The organism is Actinoplanes sp. HUAS TT8, assembly GCF_051380535.1.
In the GTDB taxonomy this organism is placed as follows: Bacteria; Actinomycetota; Actinomycetes; order Mycobacteriales; family Micromonosporaceae; genus Actinoplanes.
The window spans coordinates 156,297-173,043 of record NZ_CP195646.1 but is presented as its reverse complement, the minus strand read 5'-3'; the positions used below and the strand labels follow the sequence as shown (position 1 = coordinate 173,043).

Annotated in this window: 18 protein-coding genes and 1 pseudogene; 15 read left to right on the top strand and 4 right to left on the bottom strand. The window is 67.8% G+C overall.

Annotation, left to right across the window (positions count from 1 at the left end):
• Positions 1 to 140 precede the first annotated feature (140 nt).
• The 6 genes from ACSHV8_RS00735 (at position 141) to ACSHV8_RS00710 (ending at position 4,308) form a co-directional block, all read left to right on the top strand.
• A complete protein-coding gene (locus ACSHV8_RS00735) occupies positions 141 to 401 on the top strand; it encodes a GNAT family N-acetyltransferase (protein ID WP_436528346.1) in 261 nt (86 codons plus the stop codon).
• A gap of 77 nt (positions 402 to 478) precedes the next feature.
• On the top strand, positions 479 to 1,081 hold the full coding sequence (locus ACSHV8_RS00730; RefSeq protein WP_436528344.1) for a nucleotidyltransferase family protein: 603 nt from the start codon (positions 479 to 481) through the stop codon (positions 1,079 to 1,081).
• A 59-nt stretch (positions 1,082 to 1,140) separates the two neighbouring features.
• Positions 1,141 to 1,719, top strand: a complete 579-nt coding sequence (locus tag ACSHV8_RS00725) for an NUDIX domain-containing protein (RefSeq protein WP_436528342.1) — start codon at positions 1,141 to 1,143, stop codon at positions 1,717 to 1,719.
• Positions 1,720 to 1,721: 2 nt separating this feature from the next.
• Positions 1,722 to 2,660 (top strand): phosphotransferase, encoded by a 939-nt coding sequence (locus ACSHV8_RS00720; protein WP_436528340.1) that lies wholly within the window; start codon positions 1,722 to 1,724, stop codon positions 2,658 to 2,660.
• Between the two features lie 197 nt (positions 2,661 to 2,857).
• Positions 2,858 to 3,478: a cyclodeaminase/cyclohydrolase family protein gene (locus ACSHV8_RS00715; RefSeq protein WP_436528338.1), complete on the top strand. Its 621-nt coding sequence runs from the start codon at positions 2,858 to 2,860 to the stop codon at positions 3,476 to 3,478.
• A complete protein-coding gene (locus tag ACSHV8_RS00710) occupies positions 3,475 to 4,308 on the top strand; it encodes a bifunctional 5,10-methylenetetrahydrofolate dehydrogenase/5,10-methenyltetrahydrofolate cyclohydrolase (protein ID WP_436528336.1) in 834 nt (277 codons plus the stop codon). Before ACSHV8_RS00715 ends, ACSHV8_RS00710 begins: the two co-directional genes overlap by 4 nt.
• Positions 4,309 to 4,347: 39 nt before the next feature.
• On the opposite strand, the gene ACSHV8_RS00705 is transcribed toward ACSHV8_RS00710, so the two are convergent.
• From ACSHV8_RS00705 to ACSHV8_RS00690, 4 genes are all read right to left on the bottom strand, one after another.
• A complete protein-coding gene (locus tag ACSHV8_RS00705; RefSeq protein WP_436528334.1) occupies positions 4,348 to 5,265 on the bottom strand; it encodes a phosphotransferase in 918 nt (305 codons plus the stop codon).
• A 365-nt stretch (positions 5,266 to 5,630) separates the two neighbouring features.
• Positions 5,631 to 6,596 (bottom strand): formyltransferase family protein, encoded by a 966-nt coding sequence (locus ACSHV8_RS00700; RefSeq protein WP_436528332.1) that lies wholly within the window; start codon positions 6,594 to 6,596, stop codon positions 5,631 to 5,633.
• A gap of 157 nt (positions 6,597 to 6,753) precedes the next feature.
• On the bottom strand, positions 6,754 to 7,110 hold the full coding sequence (locus ACSHV8_RS00695) for a hypothetical protein (protein ID WP_436528330.1): 357 nt from the start codon (positions 7,108 to 7,110) through the stop codon (positions 6,754 to 6,756).
• 206 nt (positions 7,111 to 7,316) lie between these two features.
• Positions 7,317 to 7,850: a hypothetical protein gene (locus ACSHV8_RS00690; RefSeq protein ID WP_436528328.1), complete on the bottom strand. Its 534-nt coding sequence runs from the start codon at positions 7,848 to 7,850 to the stop codon at positions 7,317 to 7,319.
• Positions 7,851 to 8,575: 725 nt separating this feature from the next.
• Between ACSHV8_RS00690 and ACSHV8_RS00685 the strand changes: the two genes are divergently transcribed.
• The 9 genes and pseudogenes from ACSHV8_RS00685 (at position 8,576) to ACSHV8_RS00645 (ending at position 16,740) form a co-directional block, all read left to right on the top strand.
• Complete coding sequence (locus ACSHV8_RS00685; RefSeq protein WP_436528326.1) at positions 8,576 to 9,736, top strand: DUF932 domain-containing protein; 1,161 nt, start codon at positions 8,576 to 8,578, stop codon at positions 9,734 to 9,736.
• A gap of 119 nt (positions 9,737 to 9,855) precedes the next feature.
• The gene (locus ACSHV8_RS00680) at positions 9,856 to 10,506 is read left to right on the top strand and encodes a GGDEF domain-containing protein (RefSeq protein WP_436528324.1); all 651 of its coding nucleotides are present in this window, start codon (positions 9,856 to 9,858) and stop codon (positions 10,504 to 10,506) included.
• Between the two features lie 85 nt (positions 10,507 to 10,591).
• Positions 10,592 to 11,458, top strand: a complete 867-nt coding sequence (locus ACSHV8_RS00675; RefSeq protein WP_436528322.1) for a GP88 family protein — start codon at positions 10,592 to 10,594, stop codon at positions 11,456 to 11,458.
• A 107-nt stretch (positions 11,459 to 11,565) separates the two neighbouring features.
• Positions 11,566 to 12,435: a DNA-processing protein DprA gene (locus tag ACSHV8_RS00670; protein WP_436528321.1), complete on the top strand. Its 870-nt coding sequence runs from the start codon at positions 11,566 to 11,568 to the stop codon at positions 12,433 to 12,435.
• 873 nt (positions 12,436 to 13,308) lie between these two features.
• Positions 13,309 to 14,250 carry a DUF4192 domain-containing protein gene (locus ACSHV8_RS00665; RefSeq protein WP_436528319.1) on the top strand — a complete coding sequence of 314 codons (942 nt, stop codon included), beginning with the start codon at positions 13,309 to 13,311 and terminating at the stop codon, positions 14,248 to 14,250.
• A 434-nt stretch (positions 14,251 to 14,684) separates the two neighbouring features.
• The gene (locus tag ACSHV8_RS00660) at positions 14,685 to 14,867 is read left to right on the top strand and encodes a hypothetical protein (protein ID WP_436528317.1); all 183 of its coding nucleotides are present in this window, start codon (positions 14,685 to 14,687) and stop codon (positions 14,865 to 14,867) included.
• Between the two features lie 57 nt (positions 14,868 to 14,924).
• On the top strand, positions 14,925 to 15,188 hold the full coding sequence (locus ACSHV8_RS00655) for a hypothetical protein (protein WP_436528315.1): 264 nt from the start codon (positions 14,925 to 14,927) through the stop codon (positions 15,186 to 15,188).
• Positions 15,189 to 15,292: 104 nt separating this feature from the next.
• Positions 15,293 to 15,915: pseudogene (locus ACSHV8_RS00650) on the top strand (NADAR family protein).
• 138 nt (positions 15,916 to 16,053) lie between these two features.
• Positions 16,054 to 16,740 carry a hypothetical protein gene (locus ACSHV8_RS00645; RefSeq protein ID WP_436528313.1) on the top strand — a complete coding sequence of 229 codons (687 nt, stop codon included), beginning with the start codon at positions 16,054 to 16,056 and terminating at the stop codon, positions 16,738 to 16,740.
• The last annotated feature ends 7 nt before the right edge of the window (positions 16,741 to 16,747 follow it).

Genomic DNA, 16,747 nt, shown 5'->3' with positions numbered 1-16,747 from the left:
GGCGTGGTTCCGTCTCAGGAAGGCGCGCACCTGGCACCGCCAGTGCCGCGAGCCCGGGCTACAGCCAACCTCGCCCAGGCCGAACTCGATGCCATAACAGGGCTCACGGACCTCTTCGGGCTGCCACATGAAGACGCGCAGTGCGAGCTGTGAGTCGACCGATCGCCGCGCTACTCCGTCAGAACCAATATCCGACTCCACCGTTAACGGAGACCGCCCGTCTAGTCCGCGATTGGTTCTTCCGGAACACCGACGAGGACTTGCTGATCGCCACCACACAGCACGCGAACGAGGCGTCGCGGCGGGTGCTGCAACAAGCGGGTGCCGTATTCGCCGGCACCTTCGAGCAGTACGGCTTCCAGCAGGAGCGTTACGAACTTCTTCGGAACACGGCCGGCTGACACCGGCGACCGCCTGCCGGCGCGCGCCGGCAGGAAGCCTGCCGTCAACGGTGCGGTTCTCAACGACAAGGAGAAACATGATCAGCAGTGGCCGCTTGCCGCTCGACGAGCAGGCTGTCGCCCTGCGCTCGGCGCTGTCATGCAACGAGCGGCTACTGATGGTGCTGGACCGGATCGCCGGCATGGGGCTGCCGGGCTGGTACCTGACCGGCGGCGCAGTGTTCCAAACCGTGTGGAACGTTGTGACCGGCCGGCCGGCGGACGCCGGGATCAAGGATTTCGACATCTTCTACTTCGACGACCGTGACCCGTCGTGGGAAGCCGAAGACCAGATGATCCAGACAGCGGCCACCCTCTTCGAGGACCTGCCTGTCGAGGTGGAGATCCGCAACGAAGCTCGGGTCCACCTCTGGTACGAGGCCAAGTTCGGCGAACCGTGCGCCCCCTACGACTCGACCGAGGCGGCCATCGACTCCTTCGCCGCGACCACCTGCGCGGTCGGCATCCGCCCGGAGCGCGCCGGCCAATGGCGCGTGTACGCCCCGCACGGCCTCGCCGACGTGTTCAACCTGGTCTTGCGGCCCAATCCCGGCCCAGGGCGCCGGCAGGCCTACATCACCAAATCGGCACGGTGGCAGCAGCAATGGCCCGAACTGACCGTCCTTCCATGGCCGGACTGAACGCCATTTTCTACAGTGAATATCGGCAGCGATAAAAATTTGATCGGCATGCCCTTCGCGTGATTCGCAGTGCTGCCGATGCGAGATCCATTCCACAAGAAATCAATACTGGCGGGCAGCCCTTGAAGATCATTCAACATTCAGCCGTCTTCGTCATCAGTAAGGTTTTGCAAACGTACTGGAAGGTGGTCAAGCCTCGTACCTTCGGCGTCAAGGCGTTGATCCTGCACCCCACCGACCTCGGGGTGTGCTTGATGATGAGGCATTCCTATGCCGATCAGGAGCGCTGGGGGCTGCCGGGTGGCGGCTACCGCCCCCGTAGGGAATCGGCCGAGGACGCTGTCCGGCGGGAGTGCAGGGAAGAGCTGGGAATCGAATTCACCGGCACGGTCGAGGTCCTTGATCAGCTCATGACGAACCTCGAAGGGAAACGAGACCATGTGACGATCTTCAGGGGCACTGCCTCGTCGGCCGCGCTCCGGACGAATCGGGAAGTGGCGGAAGCCCGCTGGACGCCATTCGATCATTCCGGGCTTCCCGAAAGGCCGCTGGTTTCCCGGTGGGCCGAGAGAGCCATTGCCGCCCACCGGCGAAGCCGAGGCGTCGGTGCCGGCGGCAGTCGAGGGCTGGAGCCGTGACGATGACGCCTGTGTTCACGACCCGGCCGTCCTGGCAGACGGCGCCGGCACCGTTGGCCCGAGCCGTTGAAGCGCGCGTGGGTAGCCCGATCATCGGCTTCACCGATGTTCACGGTGGGATGACACCCGGTCCTGCCGCCACGTTGTCGCTGGGCAACGGTGACACGGTCTTCGTCAAGGCGATGAGCGCGCACGTCAACGCACGCTCTCACGAGCTTTATCAGCAGGAAGCCGCCGTGCTGGCCGTCGTGCCCGCCACCGTTCCCGCCGCTCGGCTGCGGGCTGTTATCGAGATCGGCGACTGGATTGCGCTCGTCACCGACCACGTGCGGGGAGCGGTCGCCGGCCCGCCGTGGACGACCGCTGCGGTTGCTGCCGTGGCGAGAGCATGCGCGGCCACAGCTAGGGTGACGGCCCCCGAAAGCCTGCCGCCGGTGCTTGCCCGCCTGCCCGACCTCGACGGCTGGGTGAACCTGGCGGCCGAGCCGGGCGACCTGACCGGCTGGGAGGCCCGGCACCTCGACCGGCTTACCGCGGCGACGATCGGATGGCGGACCTGGACCAGCGGCCGGTTCCTGACGCATCAGGACATCCGCGGCGACAACGCCATCGTCGACCCCGCGGCCGGTGTCGCTGTCCTCGTGGACTGGGGATCCGGCGCGGCGGGCGCGCCCTGGCTTGACCGTGCGCTGCTGGCCGCCGATGTCGTGGCCGCGGGCCATGCCGAGGGCCCCGGCATCGCCCGGCAGCAAGCCCTGGACCTGCTGACCGATCAGCCGGTCGAGGCCTCACGATTCGTCATCGCCCAGGCCGGCATGTGGCGCCGGAACTCGACACTGCCCGCCCATCCCGGCATGCCCACCCACCGTGCATGGCAACGGGCCCGCGCAGACGCCCTTCAACCCCTGATCGAGGACCTGCTGGCCATGATCGACACGTGACCCGTTCACCGGCGGAGCTTCGGCGCCGACCTACTCGCGAGCAGGCTCGCCGCCCCTCGCGTCGTGGCCTGGCGCTCGTTCGAGCGATTGACCGTCGCAGCATGGCCGTTACCGACCGATATGCGCGCCGCCGACGGTCAACCGGCGTTAGTTTCCCTGGAGAACTCCGATCAGTCAGGAGAGGGCGTAATGCCGTGGTGAACCAGACCTTGGGCGCGTGGCTGGAGGATCTCGCCTCCGAGGCTCCCGCCCCGGGCGGTGGGGCCGCAGCAGCCTTGAGCGCGGCGACCGGCGCGGCGCTGGTGGCGATGGTGTGCAACCTGACCATCGGCAAGCCTCGCTACGCCGAGCACGACCAGTTGATGCGCGACACGCTGGTCGAGGTGACCGGGCTGCGGGCCCAGGCGCTGCAACTGGCCGCCGATGACGCGGACGCGTTCGGCGCGGTGTCGGACGCATACCGGCTGCCCAAGGACACCGACGCGCAGCGGCAGGCGCGCTCCGCGGCGATCCAGCACGCTCTCGTCGGCGCCGCGCAGGTGCCGCTGCGGACCGCAGCGGTGGCCGCCGCGATCATCGGTCACGCCGAGCGGATCCTGGACGGCGCCAACGTCAACGTGTTGTCGGACGTCGCTGCTGCTGCGGCGTCGGCCCGCGCCGCGCTTGACGCCGCGACGATCAACGTCGAGGTCAACCTGGCCGCGATGAAGGACGCCAGTCGGCGCGACGCGCTACGGGCGGAACTCGACCGGCACGCCGAGGCGGCCACGATCGCGGCGAGCATCGTGGGCGCGGTTCGCGACAGGGTGCGCGGATGAGACTGATCGACGGGCGGGCGATTGCCGCCGCCATCGCCCAGGACGTCACCGCTGCGGTCACCGGTCTGACGGCCGCCGGGGTCACGCCGACGCTGGCCGTGCTCCTGCCCACCGCTGACGAGGCGTCCGCGTGGTACGTGCGCTCCATCGAAAGGGTCGCCGGCAAGGTCGGGATCCGCTGCCAGGTCGACCAGCTCGAGAACCCCTCCCGGGAGACGATCATCGAGCGGTTGGACGCGTTGTCCGCCGATCCGGGCGTGCACGGCATCATCTGCCAGACACCGCTGCCTCCCGGCGTCCGGCTCGACGACGTCAGCGCGCACATCGATGCGGGCAAAGACGTCGACGGCTCCAACTCGGTCAGCTTGGGCAGACTTGCCGCCGGACTGCCCACCTACCCGCCCGCGACGGCCGCCGCCGTCCTGGAAATCCTGCACCACGAACAGGTCCCGCTCGTCGGCGCCCGCGCGGTCGTGGTCGGCCGGTCCACCGTCGTCGGCAAACCGGCGGCGCTGCTGCTGCTCGACCAGCACGCCACCGTCACCGTCTGCCACTCACGAACCGGCCGGCTCGCCGATGTGTGCGCCGAGGCGGACGTTTTGGTCGCCGCCGTCGGCCACGCCCACCTGATCGGGCAGCAGCACATCAAACCCGGTGCCGTGGTCATCGACGTCGGCACCAATCCCACCCCGGATGGCGGCCTCACCGGCGACGTCGGCCCGTACGCAGCCGGGCACGCCGGTCTGGTGACGCCGGTCCCCGGTGGAGTCGGCCCGGTCACCACCATGCTGCTCATGCGGCACACCGCGCGTGCCGCGGCATCCGGCTAAACCGCTGCGCCGCCCGAGGGATCCACCACGCGCTGCCGCTCACCCCGCGGAAACGTCCCCAACGGCTGGCAGCGCGCGAAGCTGGCGTAGCTGGGTACCGGTGAGGGCAGCTTGCTCGTCGAGCCAGCCGATCAGTGCGCGGTGCTGGTCAGCGCCGAACACGTCGCGGTAAAGCCGCCGTTCCCGAGCCAGCCACAGCATCCGCATGGCGGTGTAAATGCCGGCCCATCCCGCTGCCCGCGCTATCTCCCGGCATCGCACGGCCGCTCCCTGGTCGTGCCGGCCGAGCAGCACGCCGAGCAGCGCCAGATCCGCACCGGGCGGATGTGGTCCGGCGTGTTCGAAGTCGATCCAGGCTCCGGCCGTATCGTCCGGGTCGGCCAAGAAGTTGCTGGCGAGCGGATCCCCGTGGGCGAAGCACACCGGCTGCTCCCGCAAAATGCGCCGAATCAGTGCGGCATCATCGAGCGTAAGCCCTCCGGACGCGGTTGCCCGCGTCAAATGCTCCGCTATGTTGAATCCCGGGATGGCCGGTGGTCCCGGGGGTTGCCAGTTGCCGAGGGTAAGCAGGCGGGTCAGCATCGCCTGCACCACCGGAGCTGGCAGCGGCGGCGGATACCGGTCGGTGTGAGCAGCGCGACCGGGTAGCCGCTGCACCACCAGTACACCCGGCCCGGTGAAGTACAAATTCGGCACCGTGAACGCCGGGCGTCGCTCTGCGAACGCCCGATAGAGCAGCGTCTCGTGCTCGAACCGGTCCCGCCAATACCCATCGCCTGCGAGCAGAACCTTGATCACCGCAGCCCGACCGTGGTAGCCACCGACGACGGTGACGGCCTTGTCGGTCAGCCGCAGTACCGGATCCCTGTCGGCCGTCAGACCCGGGACACCAGCGACAGCCTCGGCGAGCCGCCCCTGAACGGGCGCGGGCAGCGCGGGCCAGCCGTCAGCATCCACCGGACCATCCTGCAGTCCAACGCACCCGGCGCGCGAGAACCAACGTGCCCAGCCATCAAACTGGTGGACGACGGCGGCTGACCGGGCTGAGACGGGATTCGGCAGCTGCACGAGTTCCCCCGATCGTGAGCGGGCGAGGATATGGGCCGCTGGCACGCTGCCGTTTAGCCTGGATAGGTGACCTCGGAGGATTACACGGCCACACTGCCCCGCAAGCGGATGGGGGCCGGGGCGCTCCTGCTATTCCGTCGGCCGGTCGTTGCTGGTCGAGCCGGTCTACTTCCTGATCGACGGCGAGTCGATCGCTGTCGTCGATTGGGCGATGCCGTGCCGCGGCGCCGCATGGCTCGACACCGCTCTCATGATTATCCGCCTGGTCCGGGCCGGGCACACCCCGGCGCAAGCGCGCCAGCACGCCGATACCGGATCTGCCCGTACCCGGACGCCGTCTGAGGCCCACGTCCTGATCGGCTCGCCGCGTGCGCAACACCGTGCACCAACGATCCCAAGGCGGTGACCGCCGGCAACTTGATCGCCGGCCGGCCACCCTCACTGACAGCTGGTCGCAGGTGCCCGAGCCAGACACTGCCGTCGCCCGCTGCGACCAGCACAGCGCCTTCACGGCGCAGCAGCACTTCGCCCGGCCGGCGCCCGCGAACCGTGCCGGGATGAGCGTCGTAGGCGTACACCGGCAGCCCGGCCACCTCGGTCAGCACGCCCGGACTGCCGTCAGCGGCGCGAATGCGCCGCACGATCTGCTCGCTCGGCCCCGCCCAGTCGATCACCCGATCCGTCTGCCGCATCGCCGGCCGGGCCCGGGCACCTGGCACATCGACCGGCATCCGGTCTGCCGGGGTCGGGGTAAACGAGCGGTCGGCGGCCTTGGCGACGACCTCCAGAACACACGCCAGGGCCGCGTCAGCGACCGGTCCGGCGTACAGGGCCGATTTGCGCGGGCTGGCAGCCGGCATGGTGAACGTGCGCGTCGCCCAGACCGGGCCGGCGTCCATTTCTTCGACGGCCTGCAGGGCGGTGACACCCCAGCGGGCGACGCCGTCGCTGATGGCCCAGTCCAGCGACGACGGGCCGCGATCACCGACTGGTCCGGGATGAATGACGATTGTCGGCCAGTGCTGCCACACCTCTGCCGGGATCCGCTTAGTCAGGTACGGGCACAGGATCAGGTCCGGGTTCACACTGCGGACTCCGGCGATGATGTCGGCGCCGTCGCCGGCGATGTGTACACCGACGTCATGTCCGAGGGTTTGCAGGGCGCACCAGACGCGCTGGCTCAACCCGTTGAAAGCGGTGACCAGCAGAAGGATTCGCACGCGTTTCTCCGTGAGGCGTTTGAGGTTGTGTTTGGTGGTGGCGGCTGGCCATCGGGCGCTGGTGGTTGTCTCGTCGGGTAGCGCGAAAGGCAGGCCGGCCGCGGGCTGGCGGGCAGCGGCCGGCCTGCTTAGGCATGCAGGCTCGCGTCGTCTGGGCTCAGCTGGCCAGGGCGATGCTGTCGCGCCAGCAGGCTTCGGTCAGCTTGGCCTGGTAGGTGCCGTAGAGCCCGCCGATCGCCTTGCTGCTGAGACTTCCGGTGCCCGAGGCGATCGTCACGCCGGTCCCGGTGTCCCAGACGCGCCAGGGGCTGCCCTTGCAAGCCGAGACTGAGATCCAGATCTTGTGCTGGCTGTTCGGGCCGATGGTTCCCGTGGTGCAGGTCCGGTGCCACGCGTACCAGTACGGAGCGGTACACGAGGTATTACCGGCGAACGCCGGCGAGACGACACCGCCGACAATCGCCGTGGCGGCCGCGGCAGAGGCGGCCATCGCGGCGATCGTTGTCTTCTTCATGAGTTTCATTTCCGCTCCGATCTGCGAAGGGCGTTCGCCAGGCATTCCCGTCGCCGCGAATGGGGCGGCGAGCCTAACGTTCGCAAGTGCGATGCAGGGGGACATCAATGTGATGCGCCGGGCGAGAAGGGCCGAATTCATCCGGCACTCAGAGGACGGCAACGCCCGAAGAAAAGCGAATTTCAGGTGAGCCTCGCGGCGGCGGGCTATGCGCAGAACGTCGGTCTTGACGTAGTGCCCTGCCCGGCGATCTCGAGAGCACTGTAGGGGCTTCCCGCATTTGCCGCTGAGACGTATACGTTAAAGTAGGAACAGCCTTTCGCGTTGGGCGCGTAAAGGATTTCGGTGTTGTAGACGCCCTTTTTCAGATACCGCGCACCGCTCGAAGTCTTGTTCGGCTTCCAGATGCCGTATACCGTCGGCCCCTTGGCGCGGTTCTCGTAGAACACGAGCATGCGCTTACGTGATTCGCCCTTGACGTATCCGATGTCACGCGTGAGATGCATGCGAACCCATTGGTAGCCTGCGCAGTGGCTGGTCCGGCTCGCTCGCCATTCGACCCACCCGTAGTCGGCGCCGGTGGGGGTCTTGAGTCGTGCCGTCGAGCCGATGCGGAAGTTGGTGGCGCATCCTCTGACCTTGCTCACCTGCATGCCGTGGTATTCCGACACGCTGGCATACGCGGAATTCCCAAATGCCAGGACCACCGCCGCCACTAAAGCCGCGCTCAGTAGCGCCACTAATGCCCCTGCCCGGGTAGCCGAGAGCCACAACGTTCGACTTCGTCTCACGATGTTTCCCTTCACTATCGAAGAAAGGGAACCGGCAGCGAAGTTACCGTGCGGAAAACCGTGTCAACACGACAGCAATCGCAGCGCTAAGACCGGCGATGAGTAGATCGCCCGGTTCCTGCGCTCAACATTGCAGCGAGCAAGAACGAAAAGATAGTTGTCTCCAGTTGCCGCTGGTTGCCGCTGGTTGTCTCGACCGAGAACACCGAAACTGAATGACGTGACAGAAAGCCGAGGTAGGGGGTCACCTTGCCGCCCCCCTCACAACACGAACGGCATATGACGCTTAGACGAAGCGTCGGGTCAATGACGCTCAGCTGGATATGACCCGATGAAGTCATCGCTGAGGTTGTTGCGGTGTTCGTCTGAGCCTGCCGCTTCAGGCCTGCCCGGGGTGGGCGCACATCGCCGAGCAGGTCGAGGTGGCCCGGCTGGCGGCGGTGCTGGCCGGGCACGGTGGCTCGACCCGGCGCCGGCCGCAAGGCGGGGCGAAAACATCTTGGCCTTCGGCCAGAGATCTCCTCGCCCCGCCTTGCCGTCCGTCCAGCCGGATCGGCCATGGGCACCGGGGCCAGCACGCGCTCGCCCCGCCGGGCCACCTCGGACCCGGCTCGGACGAGCGCGTCCCGTCAGCCGCCACGGTGGTGGCTCCGCGCTCGTGGAGGACGTACCTCATGACTCAGTCGGTTCTCACCGTCGCACCGAACCGTCACATCGGACTGCCCGATCTGATGGGGATCTTGAACGACCAGAACACCCGGGCGATCGATGTGATCGCCGGCAGCGGCGCCCTGAGCTGCCAGGACGGGATGCTGCTTCTCAAGGGAACCGAGCCGGACATCAGCAGCACCGGCGTCACCCTGACGGCAGGCGCCTACACGCTCAGCGACATCGCGCTCGCCGGAGTCGGCGAGAAGCTCAACATCCCGCTGCCGTATCTGCGGCGGATGGCGCAGGACAACGTGCCAGCGCTCGATTACAACGTCAACACCTGGATGGAGCGTGACCACCGGCGGTTCCTCGTGCGGTGCCTGCGGCACACTGCCGGCGGCAGTGACGGCGGTGTCGCGCGGGCGTTCCTGTCCGACCGGTTCCTGCGGTTGGACAACCTGGACGTGCTGCTTGCCGTCCTGGACGGTATTCGTGACACCGGCGTATCCGTCACGGTGGACTCGTGCGACCTCACCGACCGGCGGATGTATGTCCGGTTCATCTCACCGGAGATCGAGGTCCTGGCGCCAGAGTTGCTGCGTAACTATCGCTCACCGTTCGACGGCCGACGCGGCAGTGACCTGCCGGTCATCAACGGCGGTTTCATCCTCACCAACTCCGAGACGGGATTCGGTAAGTACAGTCTCGCCCCGTTCATCCGGGTCAAGGTCTGCAAAAACGGCCAGACCATCGACAAGGCCCTGCTCAGCCGCACCCACAAAGGCGCCAAGATCACCCACGATGACGGGATCATCGACCCGTCTCCGGAGACGCTGCGGAAACTTCTCGAACTGATCACCGAGCAGACCAAGGATGCCGTCCGCGCGTACCTGGACGTCGACTTCGTCACCCGGGCAGTCCGCGATCTGGAGCAGGCTGCCGGGATCGTGGTCGCCCGGCCGGACGAGACGATCAAGATCGTGAGCAAGGAGCTCAAGTACACCGAGGAACAGCAGCGGGAGATTCTGTCGCACTTCATCGTCGGCGCCGATCTGAGCGCTGGTGGGGTCATGCAGGCGGTCACGTCGTTCGGACGCAGCGTCGCTGACGCGGACGTCGCCTACCGGATGGAGACCACCGCCACCCAGGCGCTGCACCTGGCGGCGAAGGCCGCAGCCGCCTAACACCATCGATCCGTTAGCCGGCGCGTGATCGCCCGGCATCTGCTCTTACCGCCTTCTCCGGATCCCGTGGTCGCAGCCTGGCTGCGGGATCCGGGTGTCTCTGTGTGGAGGCGCTTCCTATGCACTGGTTTTCCGTTGCTGTGCCCCTGTTCGCCGCTCTGGTGATCGGCGCTGTCGTCGGCCGGCTCACCGCGACGCCGGTGATCCGGCGTCAACAAGCTGAGGTCGACAGGCTAACCCGGCTCGTTCTGCATGATCCGCTGTCCGGCCTGCTGAATCGTTCCGGCCTCGAGGACGCCTTCGTCCGCGCGGCCAGCCTGCGGCGCTATGTGATCGTGATAGATCTCGACGCCTTCAAGCTGGCCAACGACCGGCATGGGCATCCCGTCGGCGATCAAATCCTGTCCGCGCTCGGGCACCGCCTGGCCGACCTGGCGTCCCAGCACGGCGGGTGGGCCGGGCGGCTCGGCGGTGACGAATTCGCCGTCATCCTGCCCACGACGACCCGCGCGACAGCTTTAGCGGTCGCCACCGCGGCAACCGGAGCCCTCACGATCGCTGACCTGCCGACCGGCCCGCTGACGGTCTCCGGCAGTGCCGGGCTGGCATCTGTGCCGGAGGGCTACCCGTGGAACGGCGCGTTGACGAACGCCGACATCGCGCTCTACCAGAGCAAACACGTCGGGAGACCGATCGTGTTCGAGGCGGGGATGGGCTACCCGCGGACCCCGGCCGATCGCCGTAGGGCCCGCGACAACACCGAGCGCTGACGGCCGCCCAGGGCAGTGCAGGCGACGTCGCCTCATCGCCGTCACCTCCGCTGCCACCGATCACCTGCGAAGGAGGTTCACTGCTATGGATTCCGGCTTGTCCGCTGCGCAGCGCCTCGCTGTGCGCCCGGATCGGCTCCTGACCCAGAACCGCAATCTGCGCCGTGACGGCATCTTCAACTGGTGCCTGCCCGCTTGGGCAGGCCGGATGGCCGACGGACGTACCTACAACGCCTGTCCCAGTGCCGGCATCTGTGCGAAGGTCTGCTACGCCCGGGCCGGCACATACCGGTTCCGCACCGTCCGCGAACGGCACGAACGCAACCTCGCGTACGTGCTCGACGATCTGCCCGGTTTCACCGCTCAGATGATCGCCGAGATCGGCCGTAAGCGCCGCAGCATCATCGTGCGGATCCACGACGCCGGCGATTTCTTCAGCGACGCCTACTTACATTCCTGGCTGTCGATCATGGCCGCTCACCCCGGCTGCCGGTTCTACTCCTACACCAAGGAAGTCCGCCGCTTCAAGAGGCTCGTCGAGCCGTGCCCGCCGCCCAACTTCCGCTGGGCATACAGCTTCGGCGGCGCCCAGGACGGCCTGCTCGACGAGCACCGGGATCGGGTCGTCGATGTCTTCCCGACCGTCGAGGCACTGGTCGCGGCCGGCTATCACGACCAGTCGGCCTCCGATCTGCTCGCCATCGACGGCCCCGCCCCGGTTGGCATCCCCGCCAACCACATCCCGCACTTCCTCAAGCTGCAGGGCCCACGCACCTTCCGTGGCTGGCAGCACGAGGCCGACGACGCAGGACAACACTGCCGCCAGCGGCCGTCGAAGCGCCCGGAACGCGGCAGCCGCGAACTCACACCGAAGCGCACCTCAAGCCCGGCCGCAGCGTCGATACCTTCATCCACTTCATCCGCCTCTGCTCACCCCAGGAGGTTCACATGACTCCGCGCTGTAAATCGCAGACAAGCCAGTCCTCAGACGCAGCGGACCGGGTCGCCCGGGTCGCGCTGACCTGGCTCGCAGACCCCGGCACCAGCAGCGTCTGGTCGATGGTGGAGCAGACCGGTGCAGCCAATGCCCTGGACCAGCTGCTCGCCGGCGACCTCGCCGACACCGACCTGCGGGCCGCTGTCGCCGCCCGCACCCGCATGGTCGACGTCCGCCGAGCCGCCGATATCGCGCTGCGGCACGCTGACCGCTCGGGCATAAGGCTGGTCACACCGTCGGATACGGAGTGGCCCGCCCCGATCGACGACCTGGCAACCGCCAGAGCACCGGCATCCGCCGCCAGGGTCCGCGACACCATGCCACCGCTGTGTCTGTGGGTGCGCGGTGCCGGGTCGCTCGGTGATGCTTGCACCAGATCGGTGGCGATCGTCGGAGCTCGTGCCGCGAGCAGTTACGGCGTTCATGTCAGCAGCAGTTTCGCGTCCGGTTTGGCCGAGCGCGGCTGGACGGTCACCTCGGGCGGTGCGTACGGCATCGATGCAGCTGCTCACCGAGGCGCGATGGGCGCCGATGGCAGTCGCACCGTTGCGGTGCTCGCCTGTGGGCTGGACCGGCCCTACCCCGCTGCCAACCTCGCGCTGTTCGACCGGATCGCTGAGCGTGGCCTGCTGGTCAGTGAATGGCCGACCGGTTTCGAGCCGCTGCGGCACCGTTTTCTGCTCCGGAACAGAATCGTCGCCGCAGTGACCGCGGGCACGGTTGTGGTGGAGGCCGCACCGCGCAGCGGCACCATCCAAATGCTGGGCCGCGCGCTCGAACTGAAACGCCCGGCGATGATCGTTCCCGGTCCGGTCACCTCCGTGCTGTCGCAGGGCGGCCACGACATGCTGCGCCGCTACCCGGCGGCCCGGCCGGTCACCTCGGTGGACGACATCCTCGAGGAAATCAACCGGCCCGACTCCGAGATCTAACAGCTCATGACGTTGTGCCCGGGTGAGTTACCCGGGCCGGAGACCGTAAGGGGCTGTCGATGAATCATGTCGTCGAGGTCAATGAGGGTGTCGTCGAGGCGAGCCAGCGAGGCGCCAACTGGTGGCACCCGTATCGGCAACGCCTCGCCGCCTCGGGGAAACTTCGCGAGGTCATTCCCGCCTGCATCGTCGACGGCAGGTCGAGTTGGTCCGTACGCCGAGGACGACGCCCAGTTCATGGCCGAACACATGGTCAACGTGGGAAATATGCCGCGAACCGCGGTGCACGTGAAACGGGCGTTGCGATGAAGGCCCCGGCTACCGCTTCTTGACCCCATACACCCGCCCGGCGATATCTGAAGCCGATGGGCACCAGACCGGGTTGGCCGCCGCGGACATCTCGCGGGGTGTATTTTGCGGGGCGGCGCGTGGCGGGAAGCGAGCGTAGTGGGCACCCCTCCCCCCGGGGTGCAGCTCTCTCTGCAGGCAGATGCTGCCGGTTAATTCGGCGGGCTGAAAATCCCCGGTCAGTGGTCGCTTGGTTGTGGCGGATGTCGTGGCCGGGCCGGTGGGCGGTGGCCGTCACTGCCCGCCAGCGCTTATACCGGCCCCGTCCCGGGCCGGCAAGATCCGGCGCCCCTGGGGCGGCCACGCCGAAGTTACCGCCGGAAGGCGCTGTTGCCGGGTGGCCGCGCGGGGCTTGGCCCTGGCCGGCCCTGGGCCGTCAGGGCCGGTCCGCGCCCGGGGTCAGTGCGGCCCGCGCCCGTCCCGGACCGGTGTCCCGCGATCGGCGGCCTCTCCCGATCGCGGTACACCCCGCGGCAGTTCGCGGATCAGGGCCGCAACCCGTCTGCGATGCCCAGGAGTGATCACATGTTCGAATCAGCGTCGGCTGTCGCCCGTGGCCCGGCCGATCTGCTCGCCGCCCTGCCGTACGTGGCGGGCTTTCACCCCGACCAGTGCGTGCTCGTGGTGTTCCTCAATGCGCATGGCCGGCTCACTGATGCCCTGGCGTTTGACCGGACCGCACCGGTGTCCGTCATCGTCGGCCAGAGCATCACGATGGCTTCGACCGTCGGCGCTGCTACAGCGTACGTCGTCGGCTACGGGCCGTTGTCAGACCGCGACCAGCTTGCTGAAATCGCGGACGGGCTGCACACCGCGATTCAGGTCGGCCATTGCCTGCTGGTCTGCGACGGCCGTTACTACTGCCTCACCACCGGCTGCCCGTGCACGCCCGAGCAAGGCACCGTCCTGGACCCCGACAGCAGCGTGATCCCCGCGCGGATGACGGTACGTGGCCGCGTGGCGTTGCCGTCGCAGCAGGCGGTGCACGACCTGGTCGCCGTCGACCCGGATGCGCAGCAGCGCACCGCCGCGGCGCTGGCGTGCCTGCCGGAGCCGCTGCCGGATCCCGTCGAAACCGTTCACGCCAGTATGGCGATCGCGCGAGCCGGTGACCGGCTCACCGACGAGCAGGCAGCATACCTCGCGGTAGCGCTCTCGACGGCCGACGGCCGGACCGCCGCGTGGCGGGCGACCACGGATCAGCAGTGGCAGCACGACCTGTGGCGCGATCTCGTCCGCCGGATCCCGGACGCCTACGCGACGACGCCGGCGAACCTGCTTGCCTGGAACGCCTGGCGCCGCCGCGAGTCCCTGCTGGCCTGGACAGCGCTGACCAAGGCCGCGACCGCAGCGCCGGACAACACCTTGTCCGTGCTGATCGCTACTATCCTGACCACACCGCTCAAACCGGAACAGCTGCCCTGGCCGCTGCCGGAGAACTTCCCGGTCGAACGTCTCCTCGGCTGACAGCAGGACCTCGGCCCGTGTTTGTGTGAGCCCGGGTACCGGCCGCCGTTCCGCTCTCACCGATGATTCCCGCGCCTTCGCGCCGACGTGTCGGCCATCGCTAACTGACCTCATACGAGCCGACATGCCCGATGCGCCGTGCACCTTCGATCTCAGCAAGATGATCCCGACTCGGCGCACGCTGGCCGAAGGCCAGAGCGTGCGCCGATGAACGACGACAGCTGGCATGCCCCGCCCAGGGCCTGATCGCTCTGAAGCGCTGCCGACTCGGGCTCGACAGCCCCCAGCCGTCCGGCACCAGTGCCACCGACAACAGCGGCCACAACAGCTGATTCCAGGAACACACCGGCCGTCGCCGCGCCGCGCTCCGCCAAAGCGTGGCCTGGCGGCGGTCGTCACCGCTCTTTGCCTTACTTCTGAAGGAGCACACAGTCATGTCGGTCAGGTTGGAACGCGTCGAAGCACCTCACGACATCCTGGTCCTGAACAGCGCTGAGACGTCCGAGATGGCGAAAGACGTCGACGAGCCCGAGCCCGACGGCATGTTGTCGATCATCGCCCACAACGGTGAGGACGGCATTCTGGTCGCCGGCACCGAAGCGGCGCTGCACGGCTGACTCAACCGCGCCCGGACCCAGCTGACCACCAAGACCGCAGGTCCGCGGATCCTGTGCGTGCTCGATCTGTCCACGCATCACTTACCCGAGCGCATCTGCGACTACTTGGATACCTACCGCGGTGTCACCGCCCACGACACCGGGTACGGCTGGCTGCCGTACGTCCCCAGCGTGCTCGCCGAACACCGCGCCGATCATCCTGCCACCGTGCCGGAGGAGGTCTGGCGGCTGTGGGACTACGCGAGCCGTTTCGGCGCCTCCTACATCCTGCTCGACAGCGACGCCGACCGCGTCGACGCGCTGCCGTCGTGGGACTGGTGACAACGGCCCACAACCCGGTACTCCGGTTTCCGGCGCCGCCTCTGCAGCGGCGCCGCCCGGAAAGATTCCGGGTGCTCCCGAGGCTCGACGGAAGGAGGATCAAAATGAGTTCGCAGATCACACAGAGATTGGTGGGACCGGACGAGTCGCTACGCCAGCTGATCGAGCGGGCCGCGGCCGGCGATCCGGTTCCACTGTTGCCGTTCTACGGCCACCGGATGCCCGCCGACGGTGCTGCGGGGCCGTGGATGGCCTCGCAGTGGGCGCCGCTGCCGTTCACCATCGCTGGAGTCCGGTACCCGCACGCGGAGGCATGGATGATGGCGCAGAAGGCCCGCCTGTTCGGCGATACCGACGCCCTGCGCCAGATTCTCGCGGAATCGGACGCGGGACGCTGCAAACGGCTCGGGCGGCGAGTCCGTGGGTTCGACGAAACCCGATGGCAGCAGGCTGTTACCGCATCGTCGCTGCCGGCAGCTGGTACAAGTTCCGGCAGAACCTGGCCGCGGGCCGGTGGCTGATCGGCACCGGTCCGGCGGTGCTGGTCGAGGCGGCGCCACACGACCAGGCGTGGGGCGCCGGCCTGAGCGTGACGGATCCGCGGCTTGCTGATCCTGCCGGCTGGCCGGGCCGCAACCTGCTCGGCTTCGCGTTGACCGAGGTCCGTGACTTCCTGCGCCCGCCATCTGCCGTCACCGGGCGCTCGACTACTGACGGTTCCCGCTAACCCACAGCCTTCCGTTCCGAACCGACGCAGCGAAGCTGACTAGCCATCGCGATCCGCAGCGACCGCCCACAAGGTATTCACACCAAACGCTACGATGATCGCCGATGTCATCGGGCGATTTCCTACGGGGAGGAAATGATGCGCGCAGGACGCTGGGTGGCCGCAGCGGCGCTGCTCGTGACCGTTCTGACCGGGTGTGATGCCGGTGATGAACGTGCCCGCACCACCGATGACGCGGATACTGTCGCTGCGGCCGGGCAGGTCCCGCTGCGCACGCTGACCGTCGAGCAGGCCAGAGGTGCGCTGCTGACCGCGGCCGACCTGCCGACCGGCTGGACCGTCAAGCCCGGCACCGACTCACCGAAGAAGGACACGACCGGGCAATACGCTCAGTGCCCCGCCTACGACGCCGTGATGCCGAAAGTGAGCCAGGCCGACACCGTCGACTCGGACTTCACCGCTCCCGACGGAGCCGACCTCAGCGAGGCGCTGCTCCCGATGCCTGAGGCCGACGCGAAAGACCTGTGCGCCGAGTTCTCCGCTGCGGTAACAGCGTGCAAGAAACTCAGTGACCAGACAGATGATGGCGTGCCGTTCGACATGTACTTCTTGGCGCTGTCGTTTCCTCAGCTCGCCGATGAGACGTTCGCCTTCCGCGCGACGGCCACCGTTTTCGGTAAGACCATGAATTTCGACACGACGGTCGTGCGGCGCGGCGGTGTGCTCGTCGTCATCGTGCAGCAGGCCGGAGCGACGATCGATACCGGGCTGACCGAAGACGTGGCCCGCCGGGCGGTCACGAAGATTGACGCCGCGTTGATCTGACCGGCCC

Bases quoted from the DNA above. Each gene is read 5' to 3' on its own strand.
- ACSHV8_RS00695 (WP_436528330.1), bottom strand. From the start codon at position 7,110: ATGAAGAAGACAACGATCGCCGCGATGGCCGCCTCTGCCGCGGCCGCC.
- ACSHV8_RS00675 (WP_436528322.1), top strand. From the start codon at position 10,592: ATGGATTCCGGCTTGTCCGCTGCGCAGCGCCTCGCTGTGCGCCCGGAT.
- ACSHV8_RS00685 (WP_436528326.1), top strand. From the start codon at position 8,576: ATGACTCAGTCGGTTCTCACCGTCGCACCGAACCGTCACATCGGACTG.
- ACSHV8_RS00680 (WP_436528324.1), top strand. From the start codon at position 9,856: ATGCACTGGTTTTCCGTTGCTGTGCCCCTGTTCGCCGCTCTGGTGATC.
- ACSHV8_RS00730 (WP_436528344.1), top strand. From the start codon at position 479: ATGATCAGCAGTGGCCGCTTGCCGCTCGACGAGCAGGCTGTCGCCCTG.
- ACSHV8_RS00645 (WP_436528313.1), top strand. From the start codon at position 16,054: ATGCGCGCAGGACGCTGGGTGGCCGCAGCGGCGCTGCTCGTGACCGTT.
- ACSHV8_RS00670 (WP_436528321.1), top strand. From the start codon at position 11,566: ATGGTGGAGCAGACCGGTGCAGCCAATGCCCTGGACCAGCTGCTCGCC.
- ACSHV8_RS00665 (WP_436528319.1), top strand. From the start codon at position 13,309: ATGTTCGAATCAGCGTCGGCTGTCGCCCGTGGCCCGGCCGATCTGCTC.
- ACSHV8_RS00660 (WP_436528317.1), top strand. From the start codon at position 14,685: ATGTCGGTCAGGTTGGAACGCGTCGAAGCACCTCACGACATCCTGGTC.
- ACSHV8_RS00710 (WP_436528336.1), top strand. From the start codon at position 3,475: ATGAGACTGATCGACGGGCGGGCGATTGCCGCCGCCATCGCCCAGGAC.
- ACSHV8_RS00720 (WP_436528340.1), top strand. From the start codon at position 1,722: ATGACGCCTGTGTTCACGACCCGGCCGTCCTGGCAGACGGCGCCGGCA.